This window comes from Dokdonella sp. (assembly GCF_019634775.1).
Lineage (GTDB): Bacteria > Pseudomonadota > Gammaproteobacteria > Xanthomonadales > Rhodanobacteraceae > Dokdonella.
The window spans coordinates 1,672,402-1,694,454 of record NZ_JAHCAS010000001.1 but is presented as its reverse complement, the minus strand read 5'-3'; the positions used below and the strand labels follow the sequence as shown (position 1 = coordinate 1,694,454).

The window sequence follows — 22,053 nt, the reverse complement described above, 5'->3', positions numbered from 1 at the left end:
CATGACCCCGCTATCCGTCGTCATCCCCGTTTACAACGAGCGCGACAACATCGCGCCGCTGGTGCGCGAAGTCGTCTTGCACCTGCGCGGTCACGTGGCGTTCGACATCGTCTGCGTCGACGACTGCTCCGACGACGACACTCGCGAGGTGCTCGCCGCGCTCAAGGCCGAAGTGCCCGAGCTGCGCGCGCTCGCCCATCGCCAGCGTTGCGGCCAGAGCGCGGCGATACGTACCGGCGTCAGGCATGCGTTGTCGCCGTGGATCGCCACGCTCGATGGCGACGGGCAGAATGACCCGGCCGACATCCTGCGCCTGCTCGACCAGCGTTCCGAGACGAAAAACAACGTCAAGCTGTTCGCCGGCTGGCGCGTCGACCGGCGGGACTCGACCAGCAAGCGCCTGGCCTCACGCCTTGCCAACGGCATCCGCCGCCGGCTGTTGCGCGACGACACGCCGGACACCGGCTGCGGCATCAAGCTGTTCGAACGCGCCGCCTTCCTCGACCTGCCCTACTTCGACCACATGCACCGCTACCTGCCGGCATTGATGCAGCGTGCCGGCTGGCGAACGGTCAGCGTGCCCGTGGCGCATCGCGCGCGCAACGCGGGCCGCTCCAAGTACACCAATTTCGGCCGTGCACTGGTCGGCATGCGCGACCTGCTCGGCGTTTCCTGGCTGATCGCGCGCAGCCATGTCGCCGTCGCCGACGAGATCGGCGCGCGCAGGCAGGAGTGAGCGACATCGACGAGGAAATCCTGCAGGGATGTTCTTATCAATCCCACAACGGCGTCACCGTCCTGTGCGGGCGCAGATCAAGGCGCGACGGCGAAGGCAGACTGGCCGTCTGTCGAGCCGGCGCTGCGCCGAGCTGCGCCCGCACAGGACAGCCCCAACCTTTTGACTCCAATGACGGGGGCGTCTACGAGAGCGGCGCGCAAACGCCCCAATGAAACCGATGCTTCATTCCCCGAGTGCGGCCATGGATGGCCGCATCTGGACTTCACGGGAACGCAAGGCTCGCGCCCGAACCACGATCCGACATGTGGCGAAACACGATGTTTCGCACGGACTCAATGTCCGCCACCGCCCTCGATGGCCTTCAGCTCGGCGCCGAGCATGTTCGCCGCTTCCTTGCCGTCGGCGTAGAGCATGCGCGTGTTGTCGGCGTAGAACAGGGCATTCTCGATGCCGGCGAAGCCGGTACCCTTGCCGCGCTTGATGACGATGACCTGGCGTGAATTGACCACGTCGAGGATCGGCATGCCGTAGATCGGCGAGGCCTTGTCTGTTCTCGCGGCGGGATTCACGACGTCGTTGGCTCCGATGACGATGGCGACGTCGCAGGTCTTGAACTCGGGGTTGATGTCGTCCATGTCGGCGATCAGGTCGTAAGGCACGCCGGCTTCGGCGAGCAGCACGTTCATGTGGCCGGGCATGCGGCCGGCGACCGGATGGATCGCGAACTGGACTTCCTTGCCGGCCTTGATGAGCTGCTGGCAGAGCTCCCAGATCTTGTGCTGCGCCTGCGCCACGGCCATGCCGTAACCCGGCACGACGATGACCTTCTCGGCCATGTACAGCAGCGAGGCCGCATCGGCCGCCTCGATCGGCTTCTGCGAACCGGCGATCGCGCTGGCTTCGCCACCGCCGCCGAAATTCGAGAACAGCACGCCGCTGATCGGCCGGTTCATCGCCTTGGCCATGAGCTGGGTCAGGAAGGTGCCCGCCGCGCCGACGACCATGCCGGCGACGATCAGTGCCTCGATGCCCATCACATAGCCTTCGAAGGCAACGGCGAGGCCGGTGAAGGCGTTGTAGAGCGAGATCACCACCGGCATGTCGGCACCGCCGATCGGCAGGGTCATCAGGATGCCGAACAGCAGGGCCAGGGCGAAGAAGGTGACGACCAGCCACGGCTCGATGCGCCAGGCGATCAGGGCGATGCCGGTTGCGACCGCAGCGGCGAACACCAGGAAGTTGAACACCTGCTGGCCGGCGAAGGTGAAGCGCTTGTCCATGCGCCCGTCGAGCTTGGCCCAGGCAATGATCGAGCCGGTCATCGACACCGAGCCGATCAGCGCGCCGAGCACGGCGAGTCCGACCGTGACCAGCGGAATGCCGGTAACGCCAGGCGCGGAGAACTTGAGCAGTTCGCCGGCGCCGATCGCCGCCGCCGAGCCGCCGCCCATGCCGTTGAACAGGGCGACCATCTGCGGCATGTCGGTCATCGCGACCTTCTTGCCCCAGATCCAGGTCGGGACCACGCCGACCACGATCGCGGCGATGATCAGGCCGAGGTTGTGCGTGCCGGTGATCGCGAACGTCGCCAGCGTGGCGATGACCATGCCGATGCCGGCCTGCACGATGCCCTTGCGCGCCGTGACCGGCGAGGACATGCGTTTGATGCCGAGAATGAACAACACGGCGGCGAGGAAGAAACTCGCCTTGGCGACCCAGACCAGCAGTTGTTCGAAATCCATGCGTGCATTCCCCGGATGGTTTCAGCGGATCAGGCCGACGCTGTCAGGCATGAGCCGCCAGTGGCGGAGGGCGGTCGGTGAACGGGCGCCGGCATCATGGCGCCAGGCACGTCGGCCACCCGGCCTATTTGTTGTCCTTGCTCGACTTGAACATCTCGAGCATGCGTTCGGTCACCACGTAGCCACCCGCGGCATTGCCGGCACCAAGCGCGACGCCGATGAAGCCGATGGCCTTGGCCAAGGTCGACTCCGCATGTGCCAGCGCGATCATCGCGCCGACCAGGACGATGCCGTGCACGAAGTTCGAACCGGACATCAGCGGCGTGTGCAGGATCACCGGCACGCGGCCGATGATCTCCTTGCCGGTGAAGGCGGCGAGAAGAAAGATGTACAGATACAGGAAACCATCGGTCATGACGCGCCCCCTTCGACCAGTTGCTTCGTCGGCTCGTGCCTGATCTCGCCAGCGTGGGTGAGGCAGGTCTTGGCGATCAGTTCGTCTTCCCAGTCGAGGCTCAGCGCACCGTCCTTGAGCGAGAGCTCGAGGAAGTTGTAGAGGTTGCGCGCGTACATCTCGCTGGCATGGATCGGCGTGGTCGCCGGCAGGTTGACCGTACCGATCACGCTGACGCCGTTGGCGGTGAGCACGGTCTTGCCGGGTTCGCTGAGGTCGGTGTTGCCGCCCGACTCGGCGGCGATGTCTACGATGACGGCACCGGCCTTCATGCCGGCGATCATCGCAGCGCTGATGATGCGCGGTGCCTTGCGGCCGGGTACGGCGGCCGTGGTGACGACGACATCGATACCCTTGAGATGATCGGCCAGCGCCTGCTGTTGCTGCTCGCGCTCCTCGGGCGTGAGTTCGCGCGCGTAGCCGCCGCTGCCGGCGGCCGACACGCCAAGATCGAGGAACTTCGCACCAAGCGATTCGATCTGCTCACGCGTTTCCGGACGCACGTCGAAGCCTTCGACCTGGGCGCCGAGGCGGCGCGCGGTGGCGATCGCCTGCAGGCCGGCGACGCCCGCGCCGACCACGAGCACCTTGCTCGGGCGGATCGTGCCGGCGGCAGTGGTAAGCATCGGGAAGAACTTCGGTGCCGCCTCGGCGGCGATCAGCACGGCCTTGTAGCCGGTGACCGCGGCCTGTGAGGACAGCACGTCCATGGCCTGCGCGCGCGTGGTGCGCGGGAGCAGTTCCATGGCGAAAGCGGTGATTTTCCGGTCGCGCAGCGCCCTGACACGCTCGGGCGCGAGATGCGGTTGCAGGTGGGCGACGACGACGGCGCCTTCCTTCAGCTTCGCGATTTCGTCGAGCGACGGCGGCTGCACGCGCAGCAACACGTCGGCACGCGCCAGCGCGCTGGCGGCATCGGCGACGATCTCGGCATTGGCAAACGCGGCATCGGCGAAGCAGGCCGAGGTGGCGGCGCCCTGCTCGAGCACGATATCGGCGCCGAGGGATTTGAGCTTCTTGGCGACGTCGGGCGTCAGCGCGACGCGACGTTCACCGGGCGCGGACTCGCGCAATACGGCTACGGCAACCGGCATGGCCCCTCCCCGGACGACATGACCCGTGCATCCTAGCCGAACTGGGCGACAAGGCACAGGGTACCGACGACGGCGCAGCCGCTACACTGCGCGCTTCGGCGCGTCCGAGCGAACCGATTCGCGGGAATGAATTCATCCGCGACACGCAAACGGAGTCGCCCTGCAACCTGGAGCTGCAATGTCTCTCGACATCCTCAACCGACGTCTGTCGGTGCCGTCGCGGCAACTCGGCGAGCCGGCGCCGGACGACGCGCAGATCGAAGCCATGCTCTCGGCCGCGATCCGTGTGCCCGACCACGGCCGCCTCACGCCGTATCGCCTGATCCGCATTCGCGGTGACGCACGACGGCACCTCGGCGAGGCACTGGCGCGCATCCATGCCGCGAAGGAGCCCGACGCACCTGCTGCCGCAATCGACAAGGACAGGACACGCTTCGACGCCGCGCCGCTGGTCGTCGCCGTCGTCGCGCGCGTGAGCGCCGGCCACAAGGTGCCTGTGCAGGAACAGCTGCTCTCGTCCGCTTGCGTTGCCTACAACCTGCTGCTCGCCGCGCAGGCGCTCGGCTTCGGTGCGCAGTGGCTGACCGGCTGGGCCGCCTACGATGCCGATGTCGCCACCCTGCTCGGCTTGGCCGGCAACGAGAGCATCGTCGGCTTCGTGCATGTCGGCACAATTCGCCAGCCAGCGTCCGAACACGCGCGACCCGCACTGGCCGACCTGCTGACCGACTGGGAAGGCTGAGGTCGTGCCGGACCGCGTCTATCTCGTCGATGCCAGCCTGTACGTGTTCCGTGCCTGGCATTCGATCCCGCCCGACTTCACCGACATCGACGGGCATCCGGTCAATGCCGTGCACGGCTTCACGCGCTTCCTGCTCGACCTGCTCGAGCGCGTGCGGCCGGGACATGCGGCAATCGCCTTCGACGAATCCCTGACCGGTTCGTTCCGCAACGCGATCTACCCGGCGTACAAGGCCAACCGTGAACTGCCGCCGGCCGAACTCGTGCGCCAGTTCGACTACTGCCGCGAAGTCGCCGCAGCTCTTGGCCTGACCGTGCTGACCGACCGGCAGTACGAGGCCGATGACCTGATCGGCAGTGCCGTGGCCTGCCTCGCACGCCACGACCGGCGCGTGGTTATCGTCTCGGCCGACAAGGACTTCGGCCAGCTGGTCGGCGACCAGGTCGAGCAGTGGGATTTTTCCCGCGACCAGCGCTGGGACGCGCACGGTGTCCGCCAGCGCCTCGGCGTGAAGCCCGAACAGGTCGCCGACTATCTCGCCCTTACCGGCGACGCGATCGACAATATTCCGGGCGTACCCGGCATCGGCGCCAAGACCGCAGCCACCCTGCTCGCCCATTTCGGCTCCCTCGACACCTTGCTCGCGCGTGCCGATGAAGTCGCCTTCCTGCGCCTGCGCGGCGCTGCCGCCACATCGGCGCGCCTGCGCGAACACGCCGACATCGCGCGCCTGTCGCGTGCACTGACCGGCATTGCCGTCGATGCGCCAGTGCCTGCCTCGGTCGAAGCGTATGCGCGGCGCGCGCACGACTGGGACGCGGTCGAAACCCTGTTCGACCGTCTGCGCATCGGCCCGATGACGCGGGCGCGGGTGCGCGGGCTGGCGGGTTGAGCACCGCGATCGGCGCTTGGGGGATGGCCCGGAACGAAGCGGAATGCAGCGCTTGCGCGCGCCCCTCAATCGCCCTTCTTCGCGTCCTTGGCTTTCTCGGCCGGATCGGGCTCAACGCGCGGGGCACCGCTATCGAGCAGGCTCGGGCGCGTGCGCAGCAGCTCCTTGCCTTCCTCGGGCGCGGCGGTGCGCACCGACGTCGCCGGAGAAGCGATGCCCTGCCCCCAGTTGAAACGCAGATCGCTGCGGAACACCTTCACCGGCTCGAACGCATTCGCATCCCTCACGTCACCGTACTGACCGTAGTTACCTTTCTGGCTGTTGGCGACGAAATAGAGTTTGTCACCCGCCACCGCGCCGTAGGTCGGCAGCTTGAACGCCGGGTTGGCGACGTCGAGCGGCATGATCCTGGTGATGCTCGAACCCTCCGGCGACAGCGTCAGGCGCATGACGCGCTGCGGGTGCATGCCGTTCTCGATGACCACCAGGGTGCCTTCGTACCAGTACAGGCCATCGATGCCGCCGAGCACGAGTGTCTTGGGGTTGTAGGTGACCGGAAAACCCTTGCCGGTTGCCAGATGCACGCCGAACAGGCCGAGCTGGTAGTCCGCGAAATAGAGCAGCTTGCCGTCGTCGCTCACTGCGAGACCACGGACGCTCCTCAGGTTCGGGTCCGACACGGCGACCTTGAGCCCCTTGCCTTCGATCTTGTAGATCAGGTTGCGCAGGCCGTCGGCGACGAACATGGCGCCGCTCTTGCCGACCGTGATCGAGGTCAGCGAATGCGTGCCGGGCCCGGGGGCGAGGTAGCGTTCGAGGAAGCGGCCACTGGACAACTGGAACTTGAATACGCCCGACTTGCCGAGATCATCCTGGCTGAAGCCCTTGAACAGGGTCGACGAGGTCGCGGCGACGTAGAGCAGGTCGCGATCGGCGTCGACGGCCATCGCGTAGACACCCCACAGGCCGTTGGTTGCATCGGGCCTGATGAACGGCTTGAGCTGGCCGTCGGTGCCGGCGAGCTGGATCGTTCCCTCGCGCGCGCTGCCCACGAGGAGCTGCTTGCGCTTCGGATCCCAGGCCAGCGACTCGTGCAGGAAATCGCCCTTGGGCAGCTCGAACGCGGGCTTGCCCTCGCCGAACGGCCGCATGTTCGCCTTGAGGCTCTGCGCGAGGAACTTCCACAATTCGGTATCGGCAACCTTGGCGAAGCGTTTGTCGTTCTCGAGGTCGTAGCCGTAGCCCTGCTCCTTCATCTTGAGCAGGAGGTCGTAGGTGGCTGTCTTGTCACCCTTGCTCGCATACAGCACGGCCAGCGCGAAGGCGTAGTCGCCGACGTTCGGGTACAGGGTGTGCAGGCGCTCGTAGGTCCAGATCAGGCGACCACCGTCGCGGATCTTCGCGTAACCGGTGACCAGGCGCCCCAACAGGTCGGCGTCGTCTATGGCATCGATCTCGGCCTTGGTGAGCTGGCGCACGTCGCGCGTCGACTCGGCGGTATCGGTACCGGCCGGCTGCGTCGCCGGGCCCTGCGCGTGGAGGGTGGATGCGCCGGCAAGCAGGGCGAGGCAACACAACAGTCGCTTGATCTTCATCGGGGGAACCTTGGATGCTTGCGGGATTCGCGCGACGGAGACCCGTCGCGCCCGCGAAAGTTCGGGAAGCCGCCTAAAATGAACGAAACCACGACCCTTTGCAACGGCATCTGGCTGCGTCTGATGAAGCGCGGGCGCTGGGAGTACGCCGAGCGCACCAACCCTGGCGGCGGGGTCATGATCATCGCCGTCACCGGCGAGGACAAGCTGCTGTTCGTCGAGCAATTCCGCCCGGCGCTGGACTGCCGCACGATCGAGATGCCGGCCGGACTCGTCGGCGACCAGGCCCAGGCCCGCGACGAGGACGCCGTCGCCGCCGCCCACCGCGAACTGGTCGAGGAAACCGGCTACGCCGCCGGCCGCATCGAATACATCATGGCGGGCCCGACCTCGGCCGGCATGAGCAACGAAATCCTCGCCTTCGTCCGCGCCCACGACCTCAAGCGCATCGAGGCCGGCGGTGGCGACGACACCGAGGACATCGTCGTCCACGAGATCCCGCGCCACGAAGCCGCGCGCTGGCTGGTCGAACGCATGGCCGAAGGCTGCTCGGTCGACCCGAAGATCTTTGCCGGGCTGTACTTCCTCGACAATGAGGCATCCATGCGCGGCGCCTGAGCCGTTGCGGGGCGGCGACGCTTCGCAGCGAGTGCGGAGCACTGCCCCTGGGGCAACCGGCTTCAAGCAACCAGCAGGGTCGCCGCACCCATTGCGGCAAAGGACTCAGCCCATCGCGGCCGTGGTGTACTGCCACAACAGCAGCATGGCCATGGCGAGGATGGCGAGGAGGCTGAATATCATGCCAAGCGTGCGGCCGGGGCTGATGCCCGCATTCTTCGACAGGCCGATGGCGTGCAGCACGCGCCCGCCGACCAGGGTCGCGCCGAGCACATGGACGAGCAGCGGCCGGGCCTGATTCAGTTCGACCAACAGCAACAGGATCAGGCCGATGGGCAGGTATTCGACCGCGTTCGCGTGCGCGCGCACGCGTCGGGCGAGTTCATGGTCGCCGCCGGTGCCGATGCCGATCCGTGCCGACTTGCGGCGCAGGATGACCCGCACGGCGAGGAACAGGACGAGCAGCGCAGCGAGTGCCGCATAGAATCCTGTGACGTGCATTGGCGGTCCTCAATCCGTGCCCGCGGCAGGGGTGAGCCATTCGCCGCGCTGCACGCCAGTCAGTGTGACGGGGCCAGTGGCGACGATGTGGTAGCGCACGCGCAAGTCACCGACTGCGGGGTTGGCCGGGTCGTCGCCCGAGAACAACACGCCCTCGACATCGCGGAAGCTCGCGGCGAGGTTCGGCGCGAGTTCGGCGGCCGACACCGGACGCGGCACCGACGGCAGGGCGACGAGCAGGTCGGGTGCGACCCGAAAGGCACCGAGGCGCAGCGTCGGCGCGCTGAAGCGCGCGGCGAGCAGTGGGAACGGGGTTGGATTCAGGTGTCCGGCCGGCTCGGTGAAGCGAGCCGAATCGACCGGCTCCGACGACCATGCAACGGAATGCGTGCACGCATCGGCGAGGCAGCGTTCGTGCCATTGGTACATCTCGACTTCGCGCAGCATCAGCGCAGCATCGCTGCTGATGCCGAGCTCGGTGTCGATGGCCACGCCCTCCACGCCGAGCCGGCCCTCCACCCGCACCAGGCGGCCTTCGTTGGCCGGATCGATACGGTCATCGGTTGCCGTGAGCGGCTGCGTCGACGACGCCCCACCGCGGGTGAGGCGATCATCCTGCGACCACCACGCCAGCCCCGCCGCGACCAACGCCAGTACGGCGAGCGTCGCAGCGAGGAAACGAGGCGAGCGCGTGGCCATCGGCGGCCGGTCAGCCGGCTTGCGGAATCACGACCGACAGGGCATCGATGTTGAGTTCGCGCTCGGCCGGCGCGGTTGCCCCGTCCTCACGCAGGTGATCGATCTCGGCCTGGCTGAAAACCTTCTCGGACAACGTCCCGTAGACAATCGCCGGCCCCTTCGAATCGGTCGGTACGCCAAAGGCATGATCATGCATGGCGACACGCGCATAGCCGCCGTCCGCGCCAGTCAGCACCAGCCAGCAGCCCTTCTTCTTGCAGACCTGGGTGATCTCGCCGCTGAAGGCGATCGTCTTGCCGAGATAGTCGGCGGGATTCTTCACTGCCACGTCGATGCCGACCGCTGCCGGCATGTCCTTCGGCAAGACGGCTCCGTAGACCGCGCCGGCGGCGGTCGTTTCGACCGGAACCGGCGCGGCCGGCTCGCGTTCGTGACCGGTTGCGGCGTGATCGTCGTGGGCGAAGGCCTGGCCGGCGAAAAGCACGGCGGCGAGCAGGAGGATGCGCATGGGTGGCTCCGGAGGGATTTAAGGAACCGCCACGCTGCCAATGCGCGCGGCGCGCGTCAAGGGCGGGGCAAACCGCAGGAGAAATGAACCCCTGCAGGAGCCCCTTCAGCGACGATGTTTTTCGATGCGATCCAAAAAAGCATCGACCGTGAACGGGCTCCTACGCAGCCAGAGGCCAAGCATCGAGCCGGGCCACCTCGTCGACCGCGGCATAGCGCCCCTTGTCATCGCGCGCGACGCTGGCCATCGCACACGCGCTGTCATGGGTGAAGAACAGGCGCACGCCGCGCGCGAGCTTGTCGTCGAGGAAGCGCTGCTTCTCGTCGATCAGCAATTCCGGGTAGCGGTCGTAGCCCATGGTGATTGGCAGGTGCACCCAGGGTCGACCCGGGATCAGGTCGGCACAGAACACCACTCCACCGTGCGCAGCGACGATCTCGGCAAGCATCAGGCCGGGCGTATGGCCATCGGAAAACTCGAAGCGCACGGCCTGGCCCAGCGCCTGCGAATGCGTGCCATCGACGAGTTCGAGGCGACCGCTGTCGATCAGCAATTGCGGCAGTTCGGCGATGAACGAGGCGCGGTCGCGCGGATGCGGATCGAGCGCGCGTTGCCAGTGGCGCGCGCCGACCACGAACTTCGCATTCGGGAACAGCAGGCGCGGCGACTCGCCCTCTTGCCACGCCGCGAGCAAGCCGCCGGCATGGTCGAAATGCAGGTGCGAGAGCACGACGACGTCGATGTCGGCATCGTTGAAGCCGGCGGCGGCGAGCGCATCGAGCAGCACGTGGCGCTCCTCGACGACGCCATAGCGCTCGCGCAGCTTCGGCTCGAAGAACGCACCAATGCCGGTCTCGAACAGCACGGTCTTGCCATCGACACCCTGCGCGAGCAGGCAACGGCAGGCCAGCGGAATGCCGTTGCCGGCATCGGCGGGGATCCATCTCTGCCAGACCGCCTTCGGCGCGTTGCCGAACATCGCGCCGCCATCCAGACGCTGCGAGTTGCCCATCAGCGACCACAGTTTCATCGCATCACCTCGTGCCTGCGCTGCTCATCGGTTCACGTGGGTCGGAACCGGCGCCGATCTCGCCGGTACGACGGTTCCAGCCGACCATGTTCATCAGCCCCCAGGTGCGCTCGCCTTCGTTGACGATGTGCCCCATCGCACCGAGTGCACGGACTTCGTCACGGCTGAACGCACCAGGTTCGGCGGAAACCACGTCGGGCAGGTACTGGTGGTGGTAGCGCGGGCGCGCCACGACCGCCGCGGGCGCTTCGCCGTCGATCCAGGCGAGGATGCCTTCGAGCACCATCGTGATGATGCGGCTGCCGCCCGGCGTGCCGATCACGCCGACACGGTCCTCGCCGATGACGAAACTCGGTGTCATCGACGAGAGCGGCCGCCGCCCCGCCTTCGGCGCATTGGCCTCGCCGCCGACGAGGCCGAACGCATTCGGCTGGCCCGGCAGCAGGGCGAAGTCGTCCATCTCGTTGTTGAGCACGAAACCGGTGCCGTCGACGACGAAAGCCGACCCGAGGGTGAGGTTGACCGTCTTGGTCACCGCGGCAAGATTGCCGTCGGCATCCATGATCGAATAGTGCGTGGTGTGTTCGCCTTCGGCGGGCGACATGTACCCCGGCAGTGCATCGCTCGGCGTCGCCTTGGCCGGATGAATCGAGGCGCGCAGGCCAGCCGCGTACAGCGGGCTGGTGAGCTCGGCGATCGGCATCGACACGAAATCGGGATCGCCGAGGTATTCGGCGCGATCCCGGTAGGCGCGACGCATTGCCTCGATGGTCAGGTGCACACGTTCGACGCGGTTGCGTCGCGCCAGGTCGTATCCACCAAGGATGTTCAGCATCTCGGCCAGGGCCACGCCGCCCGACGATGGCGGCGGTGCGGTGACGATGCGCCAGCCGCGGTAGTCGATCGCGATCGGGGTGCGCTCCTTGACCGCGTAGGCGGCGAGATCCGCGCGCGTCCAGATGCCTCCGGCTGCATTCACGGCCTTGACCAGGCGTTCGGCGAACGCGCCCTGGTAGAACGCCGCCGCACCATCCGCGGCGATCAATTCCAGCGTGGCGGCCAAGTCCGGATTGCGCCATGTGCTGCCTTCCGCAGGGATTTCACCGGCGGGCAGGAACAGGGTCTTGCCCGCTGGCCAGCGTTCGAGTACCGACTTGCGCATGCCGATCGCCCGGCCAAAGCGTGCATAGACCGGAAAGCCCTCGCGCGCGATGCGGATCGCCGGCGCCAGCGAATCGGCCAGTGGCAGCCTGCCGTAATGCCGGGCCAGCCAGTCATAGGCAGCCGGTTCGCCGGGGATGCCCGCCGACAGCGGGCCATTGATCGACTTGTCGCGATCGATCCTGCCCTCGGCGTCGGCCCACAGTTCCGACCGGCTCGCCGCCGGCGCGGTCTCGCGCGCGTCGAGGAACACATCGCGACCGTCGGCAGCGCGATGCAGCAGGAAGAAACCGCCACCGCCGATGCCGGAGCTCTGTGGTTCGACGACCGCGAGCACGGCACCCACCGCGATCGCCGCATCGAAGGCATTGCCGCCTTTCGCCAGCACTTCGAAGCCGGCTTCGGTGGCCAACCCATGTGCACTGGCGATCGCCGCCTTGCCTGGGCGAGGGGTGATTGCCGCGGTGCCTGCGGAAGCCGGGGTCGACGCCGGGGCAACCGCGGTCGACGACTCGCGCGCGCAACCGGCGGCGGCCGCGCACAGTGCGGCGGCACAGAGAATCAACGCGAACCTCATGCGGCTCCCTTGCGCGTGAGCGCCTCGTAGCGCGCCATCAACTGTTCGCGCGTATCAGGATGTTCGGGATCGGGGACGATGCACTCGACCGGACAGACCTCGACGCATTGCGGCAGGTCGTAGTGGCCGACGCATTCGGTGCAGCGCGATGGCGCAATCTCATAGATCTCGCGCCCGAGCGTGATCGCCGTATTCGGACAGACCGGCTCGCAGACGTCGCAGTTGATGCACTGGTCGGTGATCTTGAGCGCCATGGCCTGCGTGAGCGGTCACGTCGCCACAGCGACGCGACCGCGGTTGCCTCACTTCATCTCGGCGAAACGGTAGCTGGCACCGACCGTGCCGAGTGCCGCCTGGACGCGCTCGGAATCGGCCTGCGCGCCGACGAACAGCACGACGACATCCTTGAGGGTGCCGGCCTGGCCTTCGGAAAAGGCCTCGACGACGAGATCGGCGGTGGTCGCCGAATCCGGGCCGCCGAAGGCGAGCATGTTGCCCGGCAGGACACCGCGCGCGACCACGGTCTTAACGTTGTCGAGCTGGTTCTCGCGGTCCATGTTCGCCTTGTCGTCGCTGCCCTCGGGCACGAAGTACATGTACGGGCGGTTCGTCTTCACGCCTTGCATGTTTTTCATGACCACATCGGCCAGATACTTCTTCCATGCCGCGGCATCCGAACCGGGCGCCGGCATCGGCACCGGCGCGGTTTCCGCCGGAGTCGCCTGCGCGGCAGTGTCGGCGGCCTTGTCCTGGCTGCAGGCGGCGAGCGCGAACATCATCGCCACCATCGCCGCGACGAATGCAAGCTTGTTGTTGGACATGGTCTGGACTCCCTCTATCGGTTCTGGACTTGAGAAGACCAGCGACGCCGCAGCGCCTGCTGGACGACCGGGTGGACGAACCCGGACACGTCGCCGCCGAGGCGTGCGATTTCGCGCACCAGCGACGACGAGATGAAGCTGTACTGCTCGGCCGGCGTGAGGAACAAGGTTTCCGCATCGGGGATCAGGTGCCGGTTCATGCTGGCGAGCTGGAACTCGTACTCGAAATCCGACACTGCGCGCAGGCCGCGCAGGATCACGCCCGCGCCGATCTCGTTGACGAAGCGGGCGAGCAGGGTCGCGAAACCGCGCACCTCGACGTTGGCGATCCCGGAGAGTGCCTCGCGTGCGAGCGCGATGCGTTCGTCGAGATCGAAGCTCGGGCCCTTGGTCTGGCTGTCGGCGATGGCGACGATCACGCGGTCGAACAGCGGCGCCGCCCTGCTGACGAGGTCGATATGGCCGTTCGTGATCGGGTCGAAGGTACCCGGATAGACGGCGAGTCGCGCGCGCGATGAGGAAACGGACATCGACGACCTGTCTGGCGGACGAACCGCGGCTGGAAAACTCTGGCTTGCCACATCGCGGCGCAGGCCGCGGAGCGAGCCGATCGGGCGCTAGCTTAACGGATCATGCGGCAGGCGGCGATGGAGCGCGTAGCGCACCTGCCCGGCCTGGCCCACGCGATGCTCGTGCCACGCCGCCGGCAACGCAGGCGCCAAGGCCAGCGGCGATTCGATGTAGATCCACGCCTCGGGCGCGAGCCAACCGCCTTCCTCGAGCCGGCGCGCCGCGCCTTCCCACAGATCCGCCTCGAACGGCGGATCGAGAAAGACGAGATCGAATGGCGTCGCCTCGCCGCCGAGCCAGCCTTGCGCATCGGCGCAGACGACGCGCGCGCGGTCGGCGACGCGCAGGCGCGACAACGTGTCCTCAATGCGTTTCGCCAGCGCGCGCTCACGCTCGACGAACGTGCAGTGCGCTGCGCCGCGCGAGATCGCCTCGATGCCGAGCGCACCGCTGCCGGCATAGAGATCGAGGCAGCGCGACCCGGCGATCACCGGGGCCAGCCAGTTGAACAACGTTTCGCGCACGCGGTCGCCGGTCGGCCGCAGACCGGGCGCATCGACCACTTCGATGCGGCTGCCGCGCAGCTCGCCGGCGACGATGCGCAGGTGGCCGACGCGCGCCGGCGCGGGTTTCGGGGACCTTGAACGCATCACTGCTGTCCGCACGTGGTCGAAAGGCGCAGTGATAGCATGCCGACCCCGCCAGCGCACCCGCACACCCCATGCTGAAGTTCTGGAAGAAAAAGGAAACGCCGGCAGTGCCCGCGGAATCCGCGCCGGCGCCGGTCGAGGCCGAAGTCGTGGCCGATGCCACCGCCGCCACGGAAGAACACGCCTCCGCCATCGCCAAGGAACCGGCTCCGGTCGAAGCCGAAGCCGCGCCGGCAAGGCGCAGCTGGCGCGAGCGCCTGTCCGGCAGCGCCTTCGCGCGCGGTCTCAGCGGCCTGTTCGCGCGCAATCCGAAGCTCGACGACGACCTGCTCGACGAACTCGAGACCTGCCTGCTCACCGCCGACGTAGGCATCGGTGCCGCGACGGAGATCGTCGACGGCCTGCGCAAGCGCGTAGGCAAGCGCGAATTCGCCGACGCCAATGCCCTGCTCGCCGCCCTGCGTGCGGACCTCGCGCGTCTGCTCGCGCCGGTCGCGCAGCCGCTTGTCGTCGACGGCCGCAAGCCCTTCGTGCTGCTCATGGTCGGGGTCAACGGCGTCGGCAAGACCACCACCATCGGCAAGCTCGCGCGGCGTTTCCAGGCCGAGGGCCGCAGCATCATCCTCGCCGCCGGCGACACCTTCCGTGCCGCCGCGGTCGAGCAACTGAAGACCTGGGGCGAGCGCAACCATGTGCCGGTCATTGCCCAAGGCTCGGGGGCCGACTCGGCCAGCGTGATCTTCGATGCGCTGCAGACCGCGCGCTCCCGCGGCGCCGACGTGCTGATCGCCGACACGGCCGGCCGTCTGCACACCCAGGTCGGCCTGATGGACGAACTCGGCAAGATCCGTCGCGTGCTCGGCAAGCTCGATGCCGAGGCGCCGCACGAGGTGTTGATGGTCATCGATGGCACCACCGGCCAGAACGCGGTCAACCAGGTGCGCCAGTTCCGCGAATCGATCGGCGTGAGCGGCCTCGTCGTGACCAAGCTCGACGGCACCGCCAAGGGCGGCGTCGTGTTCGCCCTGGCGCGCGAATTCGGCCTGCCGATCCGCTACGTCGGCCTCGGCGAAGGCATCGAGGACCTGCGCACGTTCGATGCGGAGGCCTTCGTCGACGGCCTGCTGCCGGCCAGCATCGGCGCGACCGGGCCGGCGTAGCACGCCGCCCGATGGACGGATTCGCGCGCGCCCTGCTCGCCTGGTTCGACCGGCACGGCCGGCACGACCTGCCCTGGCAACACCCGCGCGACGCCTATCGCGTCTGGCTCAGCGAAGTCATGCTGCAGCAGACCCAGGTACGCACGGTGATCGGGTATTTCCAACGCTTCGTCGCCGCCCTGCCCGATCTCGGTGCGCTCGCCGCGGCACCACTCGACCAGGTGCTCGCGCTGTGGTCGGGCCTGGGCTACTACAGCCGCGCACGCAACCTGCACCGCTGCGCACGACTGTGCATCGAGCATCACGGCGGCGAACTGCCGCGCGACCTGGCCGCGCTGTCCGCCCTGCCCGGCATCGGCCGCTCGACCGCCGCGGCGATCCTCGCCCAGGTGCACGGCGACCGCCATGCGATCCTCGACGGCAACGTGCGCCGCGTGCTCGCGCGCGTCCACGGCGTCCACGGCTGGCCCGGCGCGAGCACCGTGCAGAAGCGCCTGTGGGAACTTGCCGACACGCACACCCCAGCCACGCGCACGGCCGATTACACGCAGGCGATCATGGACTTCGGCGCCACCGTGTGCACGCGCGCGCGACCTCGCTGCACCGAATGTCCGCTCAGCAATGACTGCGCCGCGCTGCGCGAGGGCGAAGTCGCCCGCTTGCCAACCCCGAAGCCCGGCCGCGCGATTCCCGAACGCGCAACGACCATGCTGATCGTCCACGACGAAGCCGGCCGCGTGCTGCTCGAACGACGCCCGCCGACCGGCGTCTGGGCCAGCCTGTGGAGCCTGCCCGAATGCAGCGCCGAAACCGACATCGAGCACGAACTCGCGCGGCGAAACACCCGTCCACGCGGCGAGCGCCATCGCCTGCCGGAACTGCTGCACGTGTTCAGCCACTATCGCCTGCGCATCACCCCGCTGCGCCTGCAGGCGACGCCTGCACCCGGCCACATCGCCGACGGCGATATCCTGCGCTGGTCGACGCCGGCCGAACTCGCCAGCCTCGGCCTGCCCGCGCCCGTGCGCAAACTACTGGGAATGCTCTGAGCAAGCCCCGACCCACCTGCCCGAGGACGTCAGCCCATGCGCACCGTGCACTGCGTGAAACTCGACCGTGAAGCCGAAGGCCTTGCCTTCGCACCCTGGCCCGGCGAACTCGGCCGACGCATCTACGAACAGGTGTCGAAAGAGGCCTGGGCCGGCTGGCTCGCCCACCAGACCATGCTCATCAACGAGCATCGCCTGAACCCGCTCGAAAAGAAGACCCGCGACTTCCTCGCCGGCGAGATGGAGAAGTATTTCTTCGGCGAAGGCGCCGAGAAACCGGCCGGCTACGTGCCACCGGCCTGAATCCGCCGCTCCGGCCTGCGTCCCTGCATGCCGCAAGCGGCGGGCAGGCACGGCAGCCGCCAATCACTGCGCCCGCGACGCCTTGCGCTCGGCCTGGTAGCGCTTCATGTCGATCCGCCTGATCTGGTTGATCCGGCAGCGATCCTTGCCCACCCTGACGGCATCGAAACGCGCTGTCACGCGCTGCACCGACGACGTCAGCGCGATCGATTTCGCCCACTCCAGTTCCGAGCACGGCGCATCGACGGTCAACAGATAGGCCTCGTGCAGGCGTGGCCAGACCACCACCTGTTGCGCCCCGACCAGTTCCCATTGCGTGAGCTTCCAGAATTGGAAGCTGTCCACCGGCTCACCGACATAGGGCATCAGCTCGTCCAGCCGCTGCTGCTGCCGCTCGCGCGTCTGCGCCTGCGCGGCGCCGGCCAGCAGCGACGCCAGCAACGCGCCGGCCAGCATCCTCATCCACATCGTCATCATCATTTCTCCACACCACACAGACCATCTCGATGGTGCCGCACCCACACCTGCACGAAGTGCCGCATGCAGCCAGCCTTCGCAGGGACGCACAGCAGCGCCGATTCGACGCAGGCGCACGCAGCTTGACGCCAGTGCGGCCAATCGCTCTAATACGCGCCCCTCCGCCCCGGCCCCCGCGCCGTGGCAACGCGACAGCACAACGGCCAAGTAGCTCAGTTGGTAGAGCAGCGGATTGAAAATCCGCGTGTCGGTGGTTCGATTCCGCCCTTGGCCACCATCTTCATGCAAACGAACCCGCCGTCGCCGGCCGGTTCGCTTCGCCCGTCCCGCGCAGCATGCGCCTGCGGCAGGTCCGTCGCCGGGCCGCCGGATCCGCCCGCGATGCCCACATCGCCACGCCCGCCACGCAGCGATCCTTGTGGATGTCATGAAGCCATTGCGGGTTTGATCAGTGCATCCTTACGCCAACTTCGCCTGTTCGCGCCTTCAGGCAACAGGTGCAGCGGCAAACACCTCGACAGGCGCAAGCCGCAGCAGCCGCGACGCCTCCTCGACGCTGCCATGCAACCACGCATCGACATCACCGATCTCGATGGGAATGACCGAACGTTTGTCCTGTTCGTCGGGGCCATAGGCCGGATCGGGCTTGTGCATCCGGCGCATCAGCGGGTGCTCGTCGGCGTTGAGGGTCAGCATCGAATAGCTTTCGACCACCTCGCCCGTGGCGCGGTCGATCCAGGTATTCCAGATGCCCGCCAGCCCCCACGGCGTGCCGTCGGCGCGGTGGAAGCGCCACCACACGTTCTTGCCGGTTTCCCAATTCGGTTCGTCGAAGGACATGGCCGGGATGATGCACCGCTGGCCGCGCTTCCACGGATCGCGATAACTGGCCTTCTGCGCCAGTTCCTCCGCGCGGGCGTTGTTGGTCGAGTAGTTCAACTTCGCGGTCTTGGCGAAGTGCGGGATCAGCGCCCACTGACCGACGATGAGTTCGCGCCCGTCGCCCCGGGCACGAATGAACGGGCCAAGTGCGCGCGGATGAATCGAGGCCGCCCACGCAGGTTGGGCGCTGGGTTCCAGGCCCCAGTGCGCCTCGATCACTTCCTGCGCGGGTGAGACGAAGCGATTGCACATGGGGGGATTGTCAGGCATTTGCGCCGCACTGGCACTGGCACTGGCTCGGTGCAGGGCGCGATTGCATTCAACACGCGGAATCGAACCGACGACGGCAAGGATCGCGCCGCACATCCGCGCACGCGCGTCATGCCGTCCGCTGAACACTCACGCCAGAACTTGCCTCGCTGCATCAGCAGTTTTCGTTGCTGCGGAAATGCGCGGCAAGCTCGGAAACGCCCCCGCATACGCCCGTTGCCATCGACGTCCGCGCCGACGCGCGCAGGCTTGCAAGAGGAGCGTCGAAACAACGCCCGCACTCCACCACCATCAGTCGAAACGAACAGTCCCTCCACGTGGCGCCGACCATCCCGAGGACAACGCCTCGGCTTGCTGCAACACCGTCTGCACCGCCTTGTCCTGCAGGTCGGGGGGATAACCGTACTTGCGCAGGATGCGCTTCACCAGCACCCGCATCCGGGCGCGGGCAGAGTCCCGGTGCGCCCAGTCAACCGACACGTTTTCGCGCAGGCTTACAAGCAGTTCGTGGGCGATCAACCGGAGACTGTCGTCGCCCATTATCTGCACTGCGCTCTCGTTCTCGGCCAGGGCGTCGTAGAAGGCGATCTCCTCGTCTGACAGCCCTTGCTCTTCACCACGCTGGCGCGCTGCGCGGATGTCCTTGGCCAGTTGGATCAGCTCCTGCAGCACCTCGGCGGTGGTGATGGCGTTGGCGTGGTAGCGCGCCACCGCATCTTCCAAACGCTCCGAGAAGGCGCGGGTTTGCACCACGTTGGCCTTGCTGCGCGAGCGAATACCGTCGTTCAGCAACTTGCGCAGGGCTTCCAGCGCGAGGTTCTTCTTCTCCATCCGCTGAACTTCGGCGAGGAACTCGTCCGAGAGGATGGAAATGTCCGGGCTCTTGAGCCCGCTTGCTGCCAGGATGTCCACGATCTCGGTCGAGACCACCGCACGGCTGACGATTTGCTGGATGGCCAGCTCGCGCTCTTGCCGGGTCACGCCGGAGCCCGTGCTGCTCTTGACCAGCGCGGCACGGATGGCCTGGAAGAAGCCGACTTCCTCCCGGATTTCGCGGGCCTCGTCGGAGGCGGAAGCCAGTGCGAACGCCTTGGACAAGGCCAGCACCGCGTCCTGGTATCGACGGTGAGCGTTCTTCTTGCCTTCCTTGGTCTTCTCTTCGGCTGCCAGCTTTTGTTGCAGGTCGAGAATCCATTCGATGGCCCCTGCCATCACGCCCAGGCGCTCCTGCGGCGTGCCGCTCATCGCGCAGGCGTAATCGAAGCCGTGGTACATGTCGCGCACGACCTCGTACTTCTCCATCATCACCGCGACGGCCTGCGCTTCGTCGACGCCGGTGTTTTCCTGATCGTTCTTCGAGTACTGCTGCAGCGCCGACTTCAGGTTTTGCGCAATGCCGATGTAGTCCACGATCAGCCCGGCAGGCTTGTCGCGGAACACGCGGTTCACGCGCGCAATGGCCTGCATCAGTCCGTGACCCTGCATCGGCTTGTCCACGTACATCGTGTGCATGCACGGCGCGTCGAAGCCGGTCAGCCACATGTCGCGCACGATCACCAGCTTGAGCGGGTCTGATGCGTCGCGGGCGCGCTTGGCCAGCAGGTCGCGCCGGGCCTTGTTGCCGATGTGCTGCTGCCATGCTTGCGGGTCGCTGGCGGCGCCCGTCATCACGATCTTGACCGCTCCCGCGTTGTCATCGGTGCTGTGCCAGTCCGGACGCAGCTTGACGATCTCCTCGTAGAGCTTCACGCAGATGCGGCGGCTCATGCACACCACCATGGCCTTGCCATCGAGGGCGGCTACGCGATCCTCGAAGTGGGTGACCATGTCCCTGGCCACCAGCGCAAGGCGTTTGTCGCTGCCCACCAGGGCTTCGACCGTTGACCACTTCTTCTTGAAGCGCTCCTGCTCGGCCTCGGAGTCCTCTTCGGTCAATTCGTCGACCTCGGCATCGATCTTCGGCTTTTCATCCTCGTCGAGTTCGATGCGCGCCAGCCGCGACTCGTAATAGATCGGCACGGTCGCGCCATCCTCGACCGCACGGCTGATGTCGTAGACATCGATGTAGTTGCCGAACACCGCCGGGGTATTGACGTCGTCCGCTTCAATGGGCGTGCCGGTGAAGCCGATGAAGGATGCGTTCGGCAGGGCGTCGCGCATGTATTTGGCAAAGCCGTAGGAGATTTCGCCGGTCTTTGTGTCTACCTTGGCCTTGAAGCCGTATTGGCTGCGGTGCGCTTCATCCGCGATGACGACCACGTTGCGGCGCGTGGTGAGCGGCTCCGCAACCTCGCCGAACTTCTGCAAGGTCGTGAAGATCACGCCGCCCGATGCCCGGCTCAGGACCTTCTGCAAATCCTCGCGGCTCTCGGCCTGCACCGGTGTCTGCCGGATCAGGTCGCGGCACATCGAGAACGTGGCAAAAAGCTGGTCGTCGAGGTCGTTGCGGTCGGTCAGCACCACCAAGGTCGGGTTGGCCATTGCCGGGTGCTTGACCAGTTGCCCCGCGTAGAACGCCATCAGCAGGCTTTTGCCGGAACCTTGCGTATGCCAGATCACCCCCGCACGTTTGTCGCCCGCCTGTTGCGACTTCACACTGGGCAAGCCGTAGCCGGCAGGGTCTTCAGCCATGTCTTTTGCGGGTGCCGAAGCACGGATCGTGGAAGCCACGGCGTGCCGCACCGCATGAAACTGGTGATACCCCGCGATGATCTTGGCCAGCCCGGAGCCGGTTTCGCCAAACACCGTGAAATCACGCAACAAGGCCAGCAGCCGGCGCTGCTCGAACACGCCTTCGATCAATGTCGAAAGCTCCGGCGCACCCTTCGGGGCAACGTCAGTGCCGTCGGTGGTGCGCCAGGGCATGAAGCGCTCGAGGTCTGCCGAGAGCGAACCCACCCGGGCTGCAATGCCGTCCGAGGTCACCAGCAGCGCATTGGTGTTGAACAGGTGAGGAATCTGCTGCTTGTAGGTCTGCAACTGGTTGAACGCGCCCAGCAGATGCGCGGAGGCAGCGCCCGGCGCTTTCAGCTCGATCACGCCCAGCGGCAAGCCGTTCACGAACACCACCACATCGGGCCGCCGGTTGTTCTGGCCGTGGATCACCACGAACTGGCTCACCGCCAGCCAGTCGTTGCGCTCCGGGTGTTCGAAGTCGATGAGCGCGACCTTGCCTGCCGTCAGCGTGCCGTCGTCGGCGTAATACTCGACGTCCACGCCTTCCGTCATCAGCTTGTGGAGGCGGCGGTTTTCTTCCAGCAGCGAGGGCAGCTCGGACTGGGTCACCTTCCGGATTGCATCCTGACGCGCCTCCAGTGGCAAACCAGGATTCAAGCGCGCCACCGCGCCCTCGAAGCGTTGTTCCAGCACCACCTCATCGTGGCTCTCGCGCTCCGGGCGGCGCCCATCGGGGCCGATGTCCTCCTCGCCTTCGATGCCGTAGCCGAGCGCACGCAACTGCTCCAGCAGCGCCTGTTCCACGGCAGCTTCGGAGAGAAAGGCCATCAGATCCGCTCCGGG

General features: G+C 66.9%; 23 protein-coding genes and 1 tRNA gene. 8 read left to right on the top strand and 16 right to left on the bottom strand.

The features are described 5' to 3' along the window. Position 1: 1 nt before the first annotated feature. Positions 2 to 736, top strand: coding sequence for a glycosyltransferase family 2 protein (locus KF907_RS07190; RefSeq protein ID WP_291219355.1), 735 nt, complete (start codon positions 2 to 4; stop codon positions 734 to 736). Positions 737 to 1,071: 335 nt separating this feature from the next. Here the strand turns inward: KF907_RS07190 and KF907_RS07185 are convergent, their stop codons facing one another. From KF907_RS07185 to KF907_RS07175, 3 genes are all read right to left on the bottom strand, one after another. Next, on the bottom strand, positions 1,072 to 2,481 hold the full coding sequence (locus KF907_RS07185; protein WP_291219354.1) for an NAD(P)(+) transhydrogenase (Re/Si-specific) subunit beta: 1,410 nt from the start codon (positions 2,479 to 2,481) through the stop codon (positions 1,072 to 1,074). A gap of 124 nt (positions 2,482 to 2,605) precedes the next feature. Next, positions 2,606 to 2,896, bottom strand: coding sequence for an NAD(P) transhydrogenase subunit alpha part 2 (locus KF907_RS07180; RefSeq protein ID WP_291219353.1), 291 nt, complete (start codon positions 2,894 to 2,896; stop codon positions 2,606 to 2,608). After that, on the bottom strand, positions 2,893 to 4,029 hold the full coding sequence (locus tag KF907_RS07175; RefSeq protein ID WP_291219352.1) for a Re/Si-specific NAD(P)(+) transhydrogenase subunit alpha: 1,137 nt from the start codon (positions 4,027 to 4,029) through the stop codon (positions 2,893 to 2,895). The genes KF907_RS07180 and KF907_RS07175 overlap by 4 nt, the downstream gene beginning before the upstream one ends. A gap of 178 nt (positions 4,030 to 4,207) precedes the next feature. Between KF907_RS07175 and KF907_RS07170 the strand changes: the two genes are divergently transcribed. Beyond that, a complete protein-coding gene (locus tag KF907_RS07170; RefSeq protein WP_291219350.1) occupies positions 4,208 to 4,771 on the top strand; it encodes a nitroreductase family protein in 564 nt (187 codons plus the stop codon). 4 nt (positions 4,772 to 4,775) lie between these two features. Beyond that, positions 4,776 to 5,663, top strand: coding sequence for a 5'-3' exonuclease (locus tag KF907_RS07165; RefSeq protein WP_291219348.1), 888 nt, complete (start codon positions 4,776 to 4,778; stop codon positions 5,661 to 5,663). 65 nt (positions 5,664 to 5,728) lie between these two features. On the opposite strand, the gene KF907_RS07160 is transcribed toward KF907_RS07165, so the two are convergent. After that, entirely contained in the window at positions 5,729 to 7,258 is a 1,530-nt protein-coding gene (locus tag KF907_RS07160; RefSeq protein ID WP_291219346.1) for an NHL repeat-containing protein, read from the bottom strand. 78 nt (positions 7,259 to 7,336) lie between these two features. Between KF907_RS07160 and KF907_RS07155 the strand changes: the two genes are divergently transcribed. After that, positions 7,337 to 7,876: an NUDIX hydrolase gene (locus tag KF907_RS07155; protein WP_291219345.1), complete on the top strand. Its 540-nt coding sequence runs from the start codon at positions 7,337 to 7,339 to the stop codon at positions 7,874 to 7,876. Between the two features lie 105 nt (positions 7,877 to 7,981). Here the strand turns inward: KF907_RS07155 and KF907_RS07150 are convergent, their stop codons facing one another. From KF907_RS07150 to rsmD, 9 genes are all read right to left on the bottom strand, one after another. Then, positions 7,982 to 8,377, bottom strand: a complete 396-nt coding sequence (locus tag KF907_RS07150) for an MAPEG family protein (RefSeq protein WP_291219344.1) — start codon at positions 8,375 to 8,377, stop codon at positions 7,982 to 7,984. A gap of 9 nt (positions 8,378 to 8,386) precedes the next feature. Next, positions 8,387 to 9,076: a TMEM43 family protein gene (locus KF907_RS07145; protein ID WP_291219342.1), complete on the bottom strand. Its 690-nt coding sequence runs from the start codon at positions 9,074 to 9,076 to the stop codon at positions 8,387 to 8,389. Positions 9,077 to 9,086: 10 nt separating this feature from the next. After that, positions 9,087 to 9,584 (bottom strand): DUF4920 domain-containing protein, encoded by a 498-nt coding sequence (locus KF907_RS07140; RefSeq protein ID WP_291219340.1) that lies wholly within the window; start codon positions 9,582 to 9,584, stop codon positions 9,087 to 9,089. A 160-nt stretch (positions 9,585 to 9,744) separates the two neighbouring features. Next, on the bottom strand, positions 9,745 to 10,614 hold the full coding sequence (locus KF907_RS07135; RefSeq protein WP_291219339.1) for an MBL fold metallo-hydrolase: 870 nt from the start codon (positions 10,612 to 10,614) through the stop codon (positions 9,745 to 9,747). 4 nt (positions 10,615 to 10,618) lie between these two features. Continuing rightward, positions 10,619 to 12,352, bottom strand: coding sequence for a gamma-glutamyltransferase (gene ggt / locus KF907_RS07130; protein WP_291219337.1), 1,734 nt, complete (start codon positions 12,350 to 12,352; stop codon positions 10,619 to 10,621). Then, positions 12,349 to 12,606, bottom strand: coding sequence for a YfhL family 4Fe-4S dicluster ferredoxin (locus tag KF907_RS07125; protein ID WP_291219335.1), 258 nt, complete (start codon positions 12,604 to 12,606; stop codon positions 12,349 to 12,351). The genes ggt and KF907_RS07125 overlap by 4 nt, the downstream gene beginning before the upstream one ends. Before the next feature lie 48 nt (positions 12,607 to 12,654). Then, positions 12,655 to 13,173 carry a hypothetical protein gene (locus tag KF907_RS07120; protein WP_291219333.1) on the bottom strand — a complete coding sequence of 173 codons (519 nt, stop codon included), beginning with the start codon at positions 13,171 to 13,173 and terminating at the stop codon, positions 12,655 to 12,657. 14 nt (positions 13,174 to 13,187) lie between these two features. Beyond that, positions 13,188 to 13,703, bottom strand: a complete 516-nt coding sequence (gene coaD / locus KF907_RS07115; protein ID WP_291219331.1) for a pantetheine-phosphate adenylyltransferase — start codon at positions 13,701 to 13,703, stop codon at positions 13,188 to 13,190. Positions 13,704 to 13,790: 87 nt separating this feature from the next. After that, on the bottom strand, positions 13,791 to 14,393 hold the full coding sequence (gene rsmD, locus KF907_RS07110; RefSeq protein WP_291219329.1) for a 16S rRNA (guanine(966)-N(2))-methyltransferase RsmD: 603 nt from the start codon (positions 14,391 to 14,393) through the stop codon (positions 13,791 to 13,793). A 71-nt stretch (positions 14,394 to 14,464) separates the two neighbouring features. Here rsmD and ftsY point away from each other — a divergent pair, with 71 nt between their 5' ends. From ftsY to KF907_RS07095, 3 genes are read left to right on the top strand one after another with little or no spacing between them, the layout of a single operon-like run. Continuing rightward, positions 14,465 to 15,553 (top strand): signal recognition particle-docking protein FtsY, encoded by a 1,089-nt coding sequence (gene ftsY, locus KF907_RS07105; protein WP_291219328.1) that lies wholly within the window; start codon positions 14,465 to 14,467, stop codon positions 15,551 to 15,553. Positions 15,554 to 15,564: 11 nt separating this feature from the next. Next, positions 15,565 to 16,602 (top strand): A/G-specific adenine glycosylase, encoded by a 1,038-nt coding sequence (mutY, locus tag KF907_RS07100; RefSeq protein WP_291219326.1) that lies wholly within the window; start codon positions 15,565 to 15,567, stop codon positions 16,600 to 16,602. A gap of 36 nt (positions 16,603 to 16,638) precedes the next feature. After that, positions 16,639 to 16,905: an oxidative damage protection protein gene (locus KF907_RS07095; RefSeq protein WP_291219324.1), complete on the top strand. Its 267-nt coding sequence runs from the start codon at positions 16,639 to 16,641 to the stop codon at positions 16,903 to 16,905. A gap of 63 nt (positions 16,906 to 16,968) precedes the next feature. Here the strand turns inward: KF907_RS07095 and KF907_RS07090 are convergent, their stop codons facing one another. Then, positions 16,969 to 17,385: a DUF6491 family protein gene (locus KF907_RS07090; RefSeq protein ID WP_291219322.1), complete on the bottom strand. Its 417-nt coding sequence runs from the start codon at positions 17,383 to 17,385 to the stop codon at positions 16,969 to 16,971. A 198-nt stretch (positions 17,386 to 17,583) separates the two neighbouring features. Here KF907_RS07090 and KF907_RS07085 point away from each other — a divergent pair. Continuing rightward, a tRNA-Phe gene (locus KF907_RS07085) sits at positions 17,584 to 17,659 on the top strand. A gap of 209 nt (positions 17,660 to 17,868) precedes the next feature. Here the strand turns inward: KF907_RS07085 and KF907_RS07080 are convergent. Together KF907_RS07080 and KF907_RS07075 are read right to left on the bottom strand one after the other, a co-directional pair. After that, a complete protein-coding gene (locus KF907_RS07080; protein WP_291219321.1) occupies positions 17,869 to 18,630 on the bottom strand; it encodes an SOS response-associated peptidase in 762 nt (253 codons plus the stop codon). Between the two features lie 195 nt (positions 18,631 to 18,825). Continuing rightward, positions 18,826 to 22,038 (bottom strand): type I restriction endonuclease subunit R, encoded by a 3,213-nt coding sequence (locus KF907_RS07075; protein ID WP_291219319.1) that lies wholly within the window; start codon positions 22,036 to 22,038, stop codon positions 18,826 to 18,828. Between the last annotated feature and the right edge of the window lie 15 nt (positions 22,039 to 22,053).

What these genes read in the sequence shown, in the direction of transcription:
- KF907_RS07190 (WP_291219355.1), top strand. Translation starts at nt 2, where the DNA reads ATGACCCCGCTATCCGTCGTCATCCCCGTTTACAACGAGCGCGACAAC.
- KF907_RS07185 (WP_291219354.1), bottom strand. Translation starts at nt 2,481, where the DNA reads ATGGATTTCGAACAACTGCTGGTCTGGGTCGCCAAGGCGAGTTTCTTC.
- KF907_RS07180 (WP_291219353.1), bottom strand. Translation starts at nt 2,896, where the DNA reads ATGACCGATGGTTTCCTGTATCTGTACATCTTTCTTCTCGCCGCCTTC.
- KF907_RS07175 (WP_291219352.1), bottom strand. Translation starts at nt 4,029, where the DNA reads ATGCCGGTTGCCGTAGCCGTATTGCGCGAGTCCGCGCCCGGTGAACGT.
- KF907_RS07170 (WP_291219350.1), top strand. Translation starts at nt 4,208, where the DNA reads ATGTCTCTCGACATCCTCAACCGACGTCTGTCGGTGCCGTCGCGGCAA.
- KF907_RS07160 (WP_291219346.1), bottom strand. Translation starts at nt 7,258, where the DNA reads ATGAAGATCAAGCGACTGTTGTGTTGCCTCGCCCTGCTTGCCGGCGCA.
- KF907_RS07155 (WP_291219345.1), top strand. Translation starts at nt 7,337, where the DNA reads ATGAACGAAACCACGACCCTTTGCAACGGCATCTGGCTGCGTCTGATG.
- KF907_RS07150 (WP_291219344.1), bottom strand. Translation starts at nt 8,377, where the DNA reads ATGCACGTCACAGGATTCTATGCGGCACTCGCTGCGCTGCTCGTCCTG.
- KF907_RS07145 (WP_291219342.1), bottom strand. Translation starts at nt 9,076, where the DNA reads ATGGCCACGCGCTCGCCTCGTTTCCTCGCTGCGACGCTCGCCGTACTG.
- KF907_RS07140 (WP_291219340.1), bottom strand. Translation starts at nt 9,584, where the DNA reads ATGCGCATCCTCCTGCTCGCCGCCGTGCTTTTCGCCGGCCAGGCCTTC.
- KF907_RS07135 (WP_291219339.1), bottom strand. Translation starts at nt 10,614, where the DNA reads ATGAAACTGTGGTCGCTGATGGGCAACTCGCAGCGTCTGGATGGCGGC.
- ggt (WP_291219337.1), bottom strand. Translation starts at nt 12,352, where the DNA reads ATGAGGTTCGCGTTGATTCTCTGTGCCGCCGCACTGTGCGCGGCCGCC.
- KF907_RS07125 (WP_291219335.1), bottom strand. Translation starts at nt 12,606, where the DNA reads ATGGCGCTCAAGATCACCGACCAGTGCATCAACTGCGACGTCTGCGAG.
- KF907_RS07120 (WP_291219333.1), bottom strand. Translation starts at nt 13,173, where the DNA reads ATGTCCAACAACAAGCTTGCATTCGTCGCGGCGATGGTGGCGATGATG.
- coaD (WP_291219331.1), bottom strand. Translation starts at nt 13,703, where the DNA reads ATGTCCGTTTCCTCATCGCGCGCGCGACTCGCCGTCTATCCGGGTACC.
- rsmD (WP_291219329.1), bottom strand. Translation starts at nt 14,393, where the DNA reads ATGCGTTCAAGGTCCCCGAAACCCGCGCCGGCGCGCGTCGGCCACCTG.
- ftsY (WP_291219328.1), top strand. Translation starts at nt 14,465, where the DNA reads ATGCTGAAGTTCTGGAAGAAAAAGGAAACGCCGGCAGTGCCCGCGGAA.
- mutY (WP_291219326.1), top strand. Translation starts at nt 15,565, where the DNA reads ATGGACGGATTCGCGCGCGCCCTGCTCGCCTGGTTCGACCGGCACGGC.
- KF907_RS07095 (WP_291219324.1), top strand. Translation starts at nt 16,639, where the DNA reads ATGCGCACCGTGCACTGCGTGAAACTCGACCGTGAAGCCGAAGGCCTT.
- KF907_RS07090 (WP_291219322.1), bottom strand. Translation starts at nt 17,385, where the DNA reads ATGATGATGACGATGTGGATGAGGATGCTGGCCGGCGCGTTGCTGGCG.
- KF907_RS07080 (WP_291219321.1), bottom strand. Translation starts at nt 18,630, where the DNA reads ATGTGCGGCGCGATCCTTGCCGTCGTCGGTTCGATTCCGCGTGTTGAA.
- KF907_RS07075 (WP_291219319.1), bottom strand. Translation starts at nt 22,038, where the DNA reads ATGGCCTTTCTCTCCGAAGCTGCCGTGGAACAGGCGCTGCTGGAGCAG.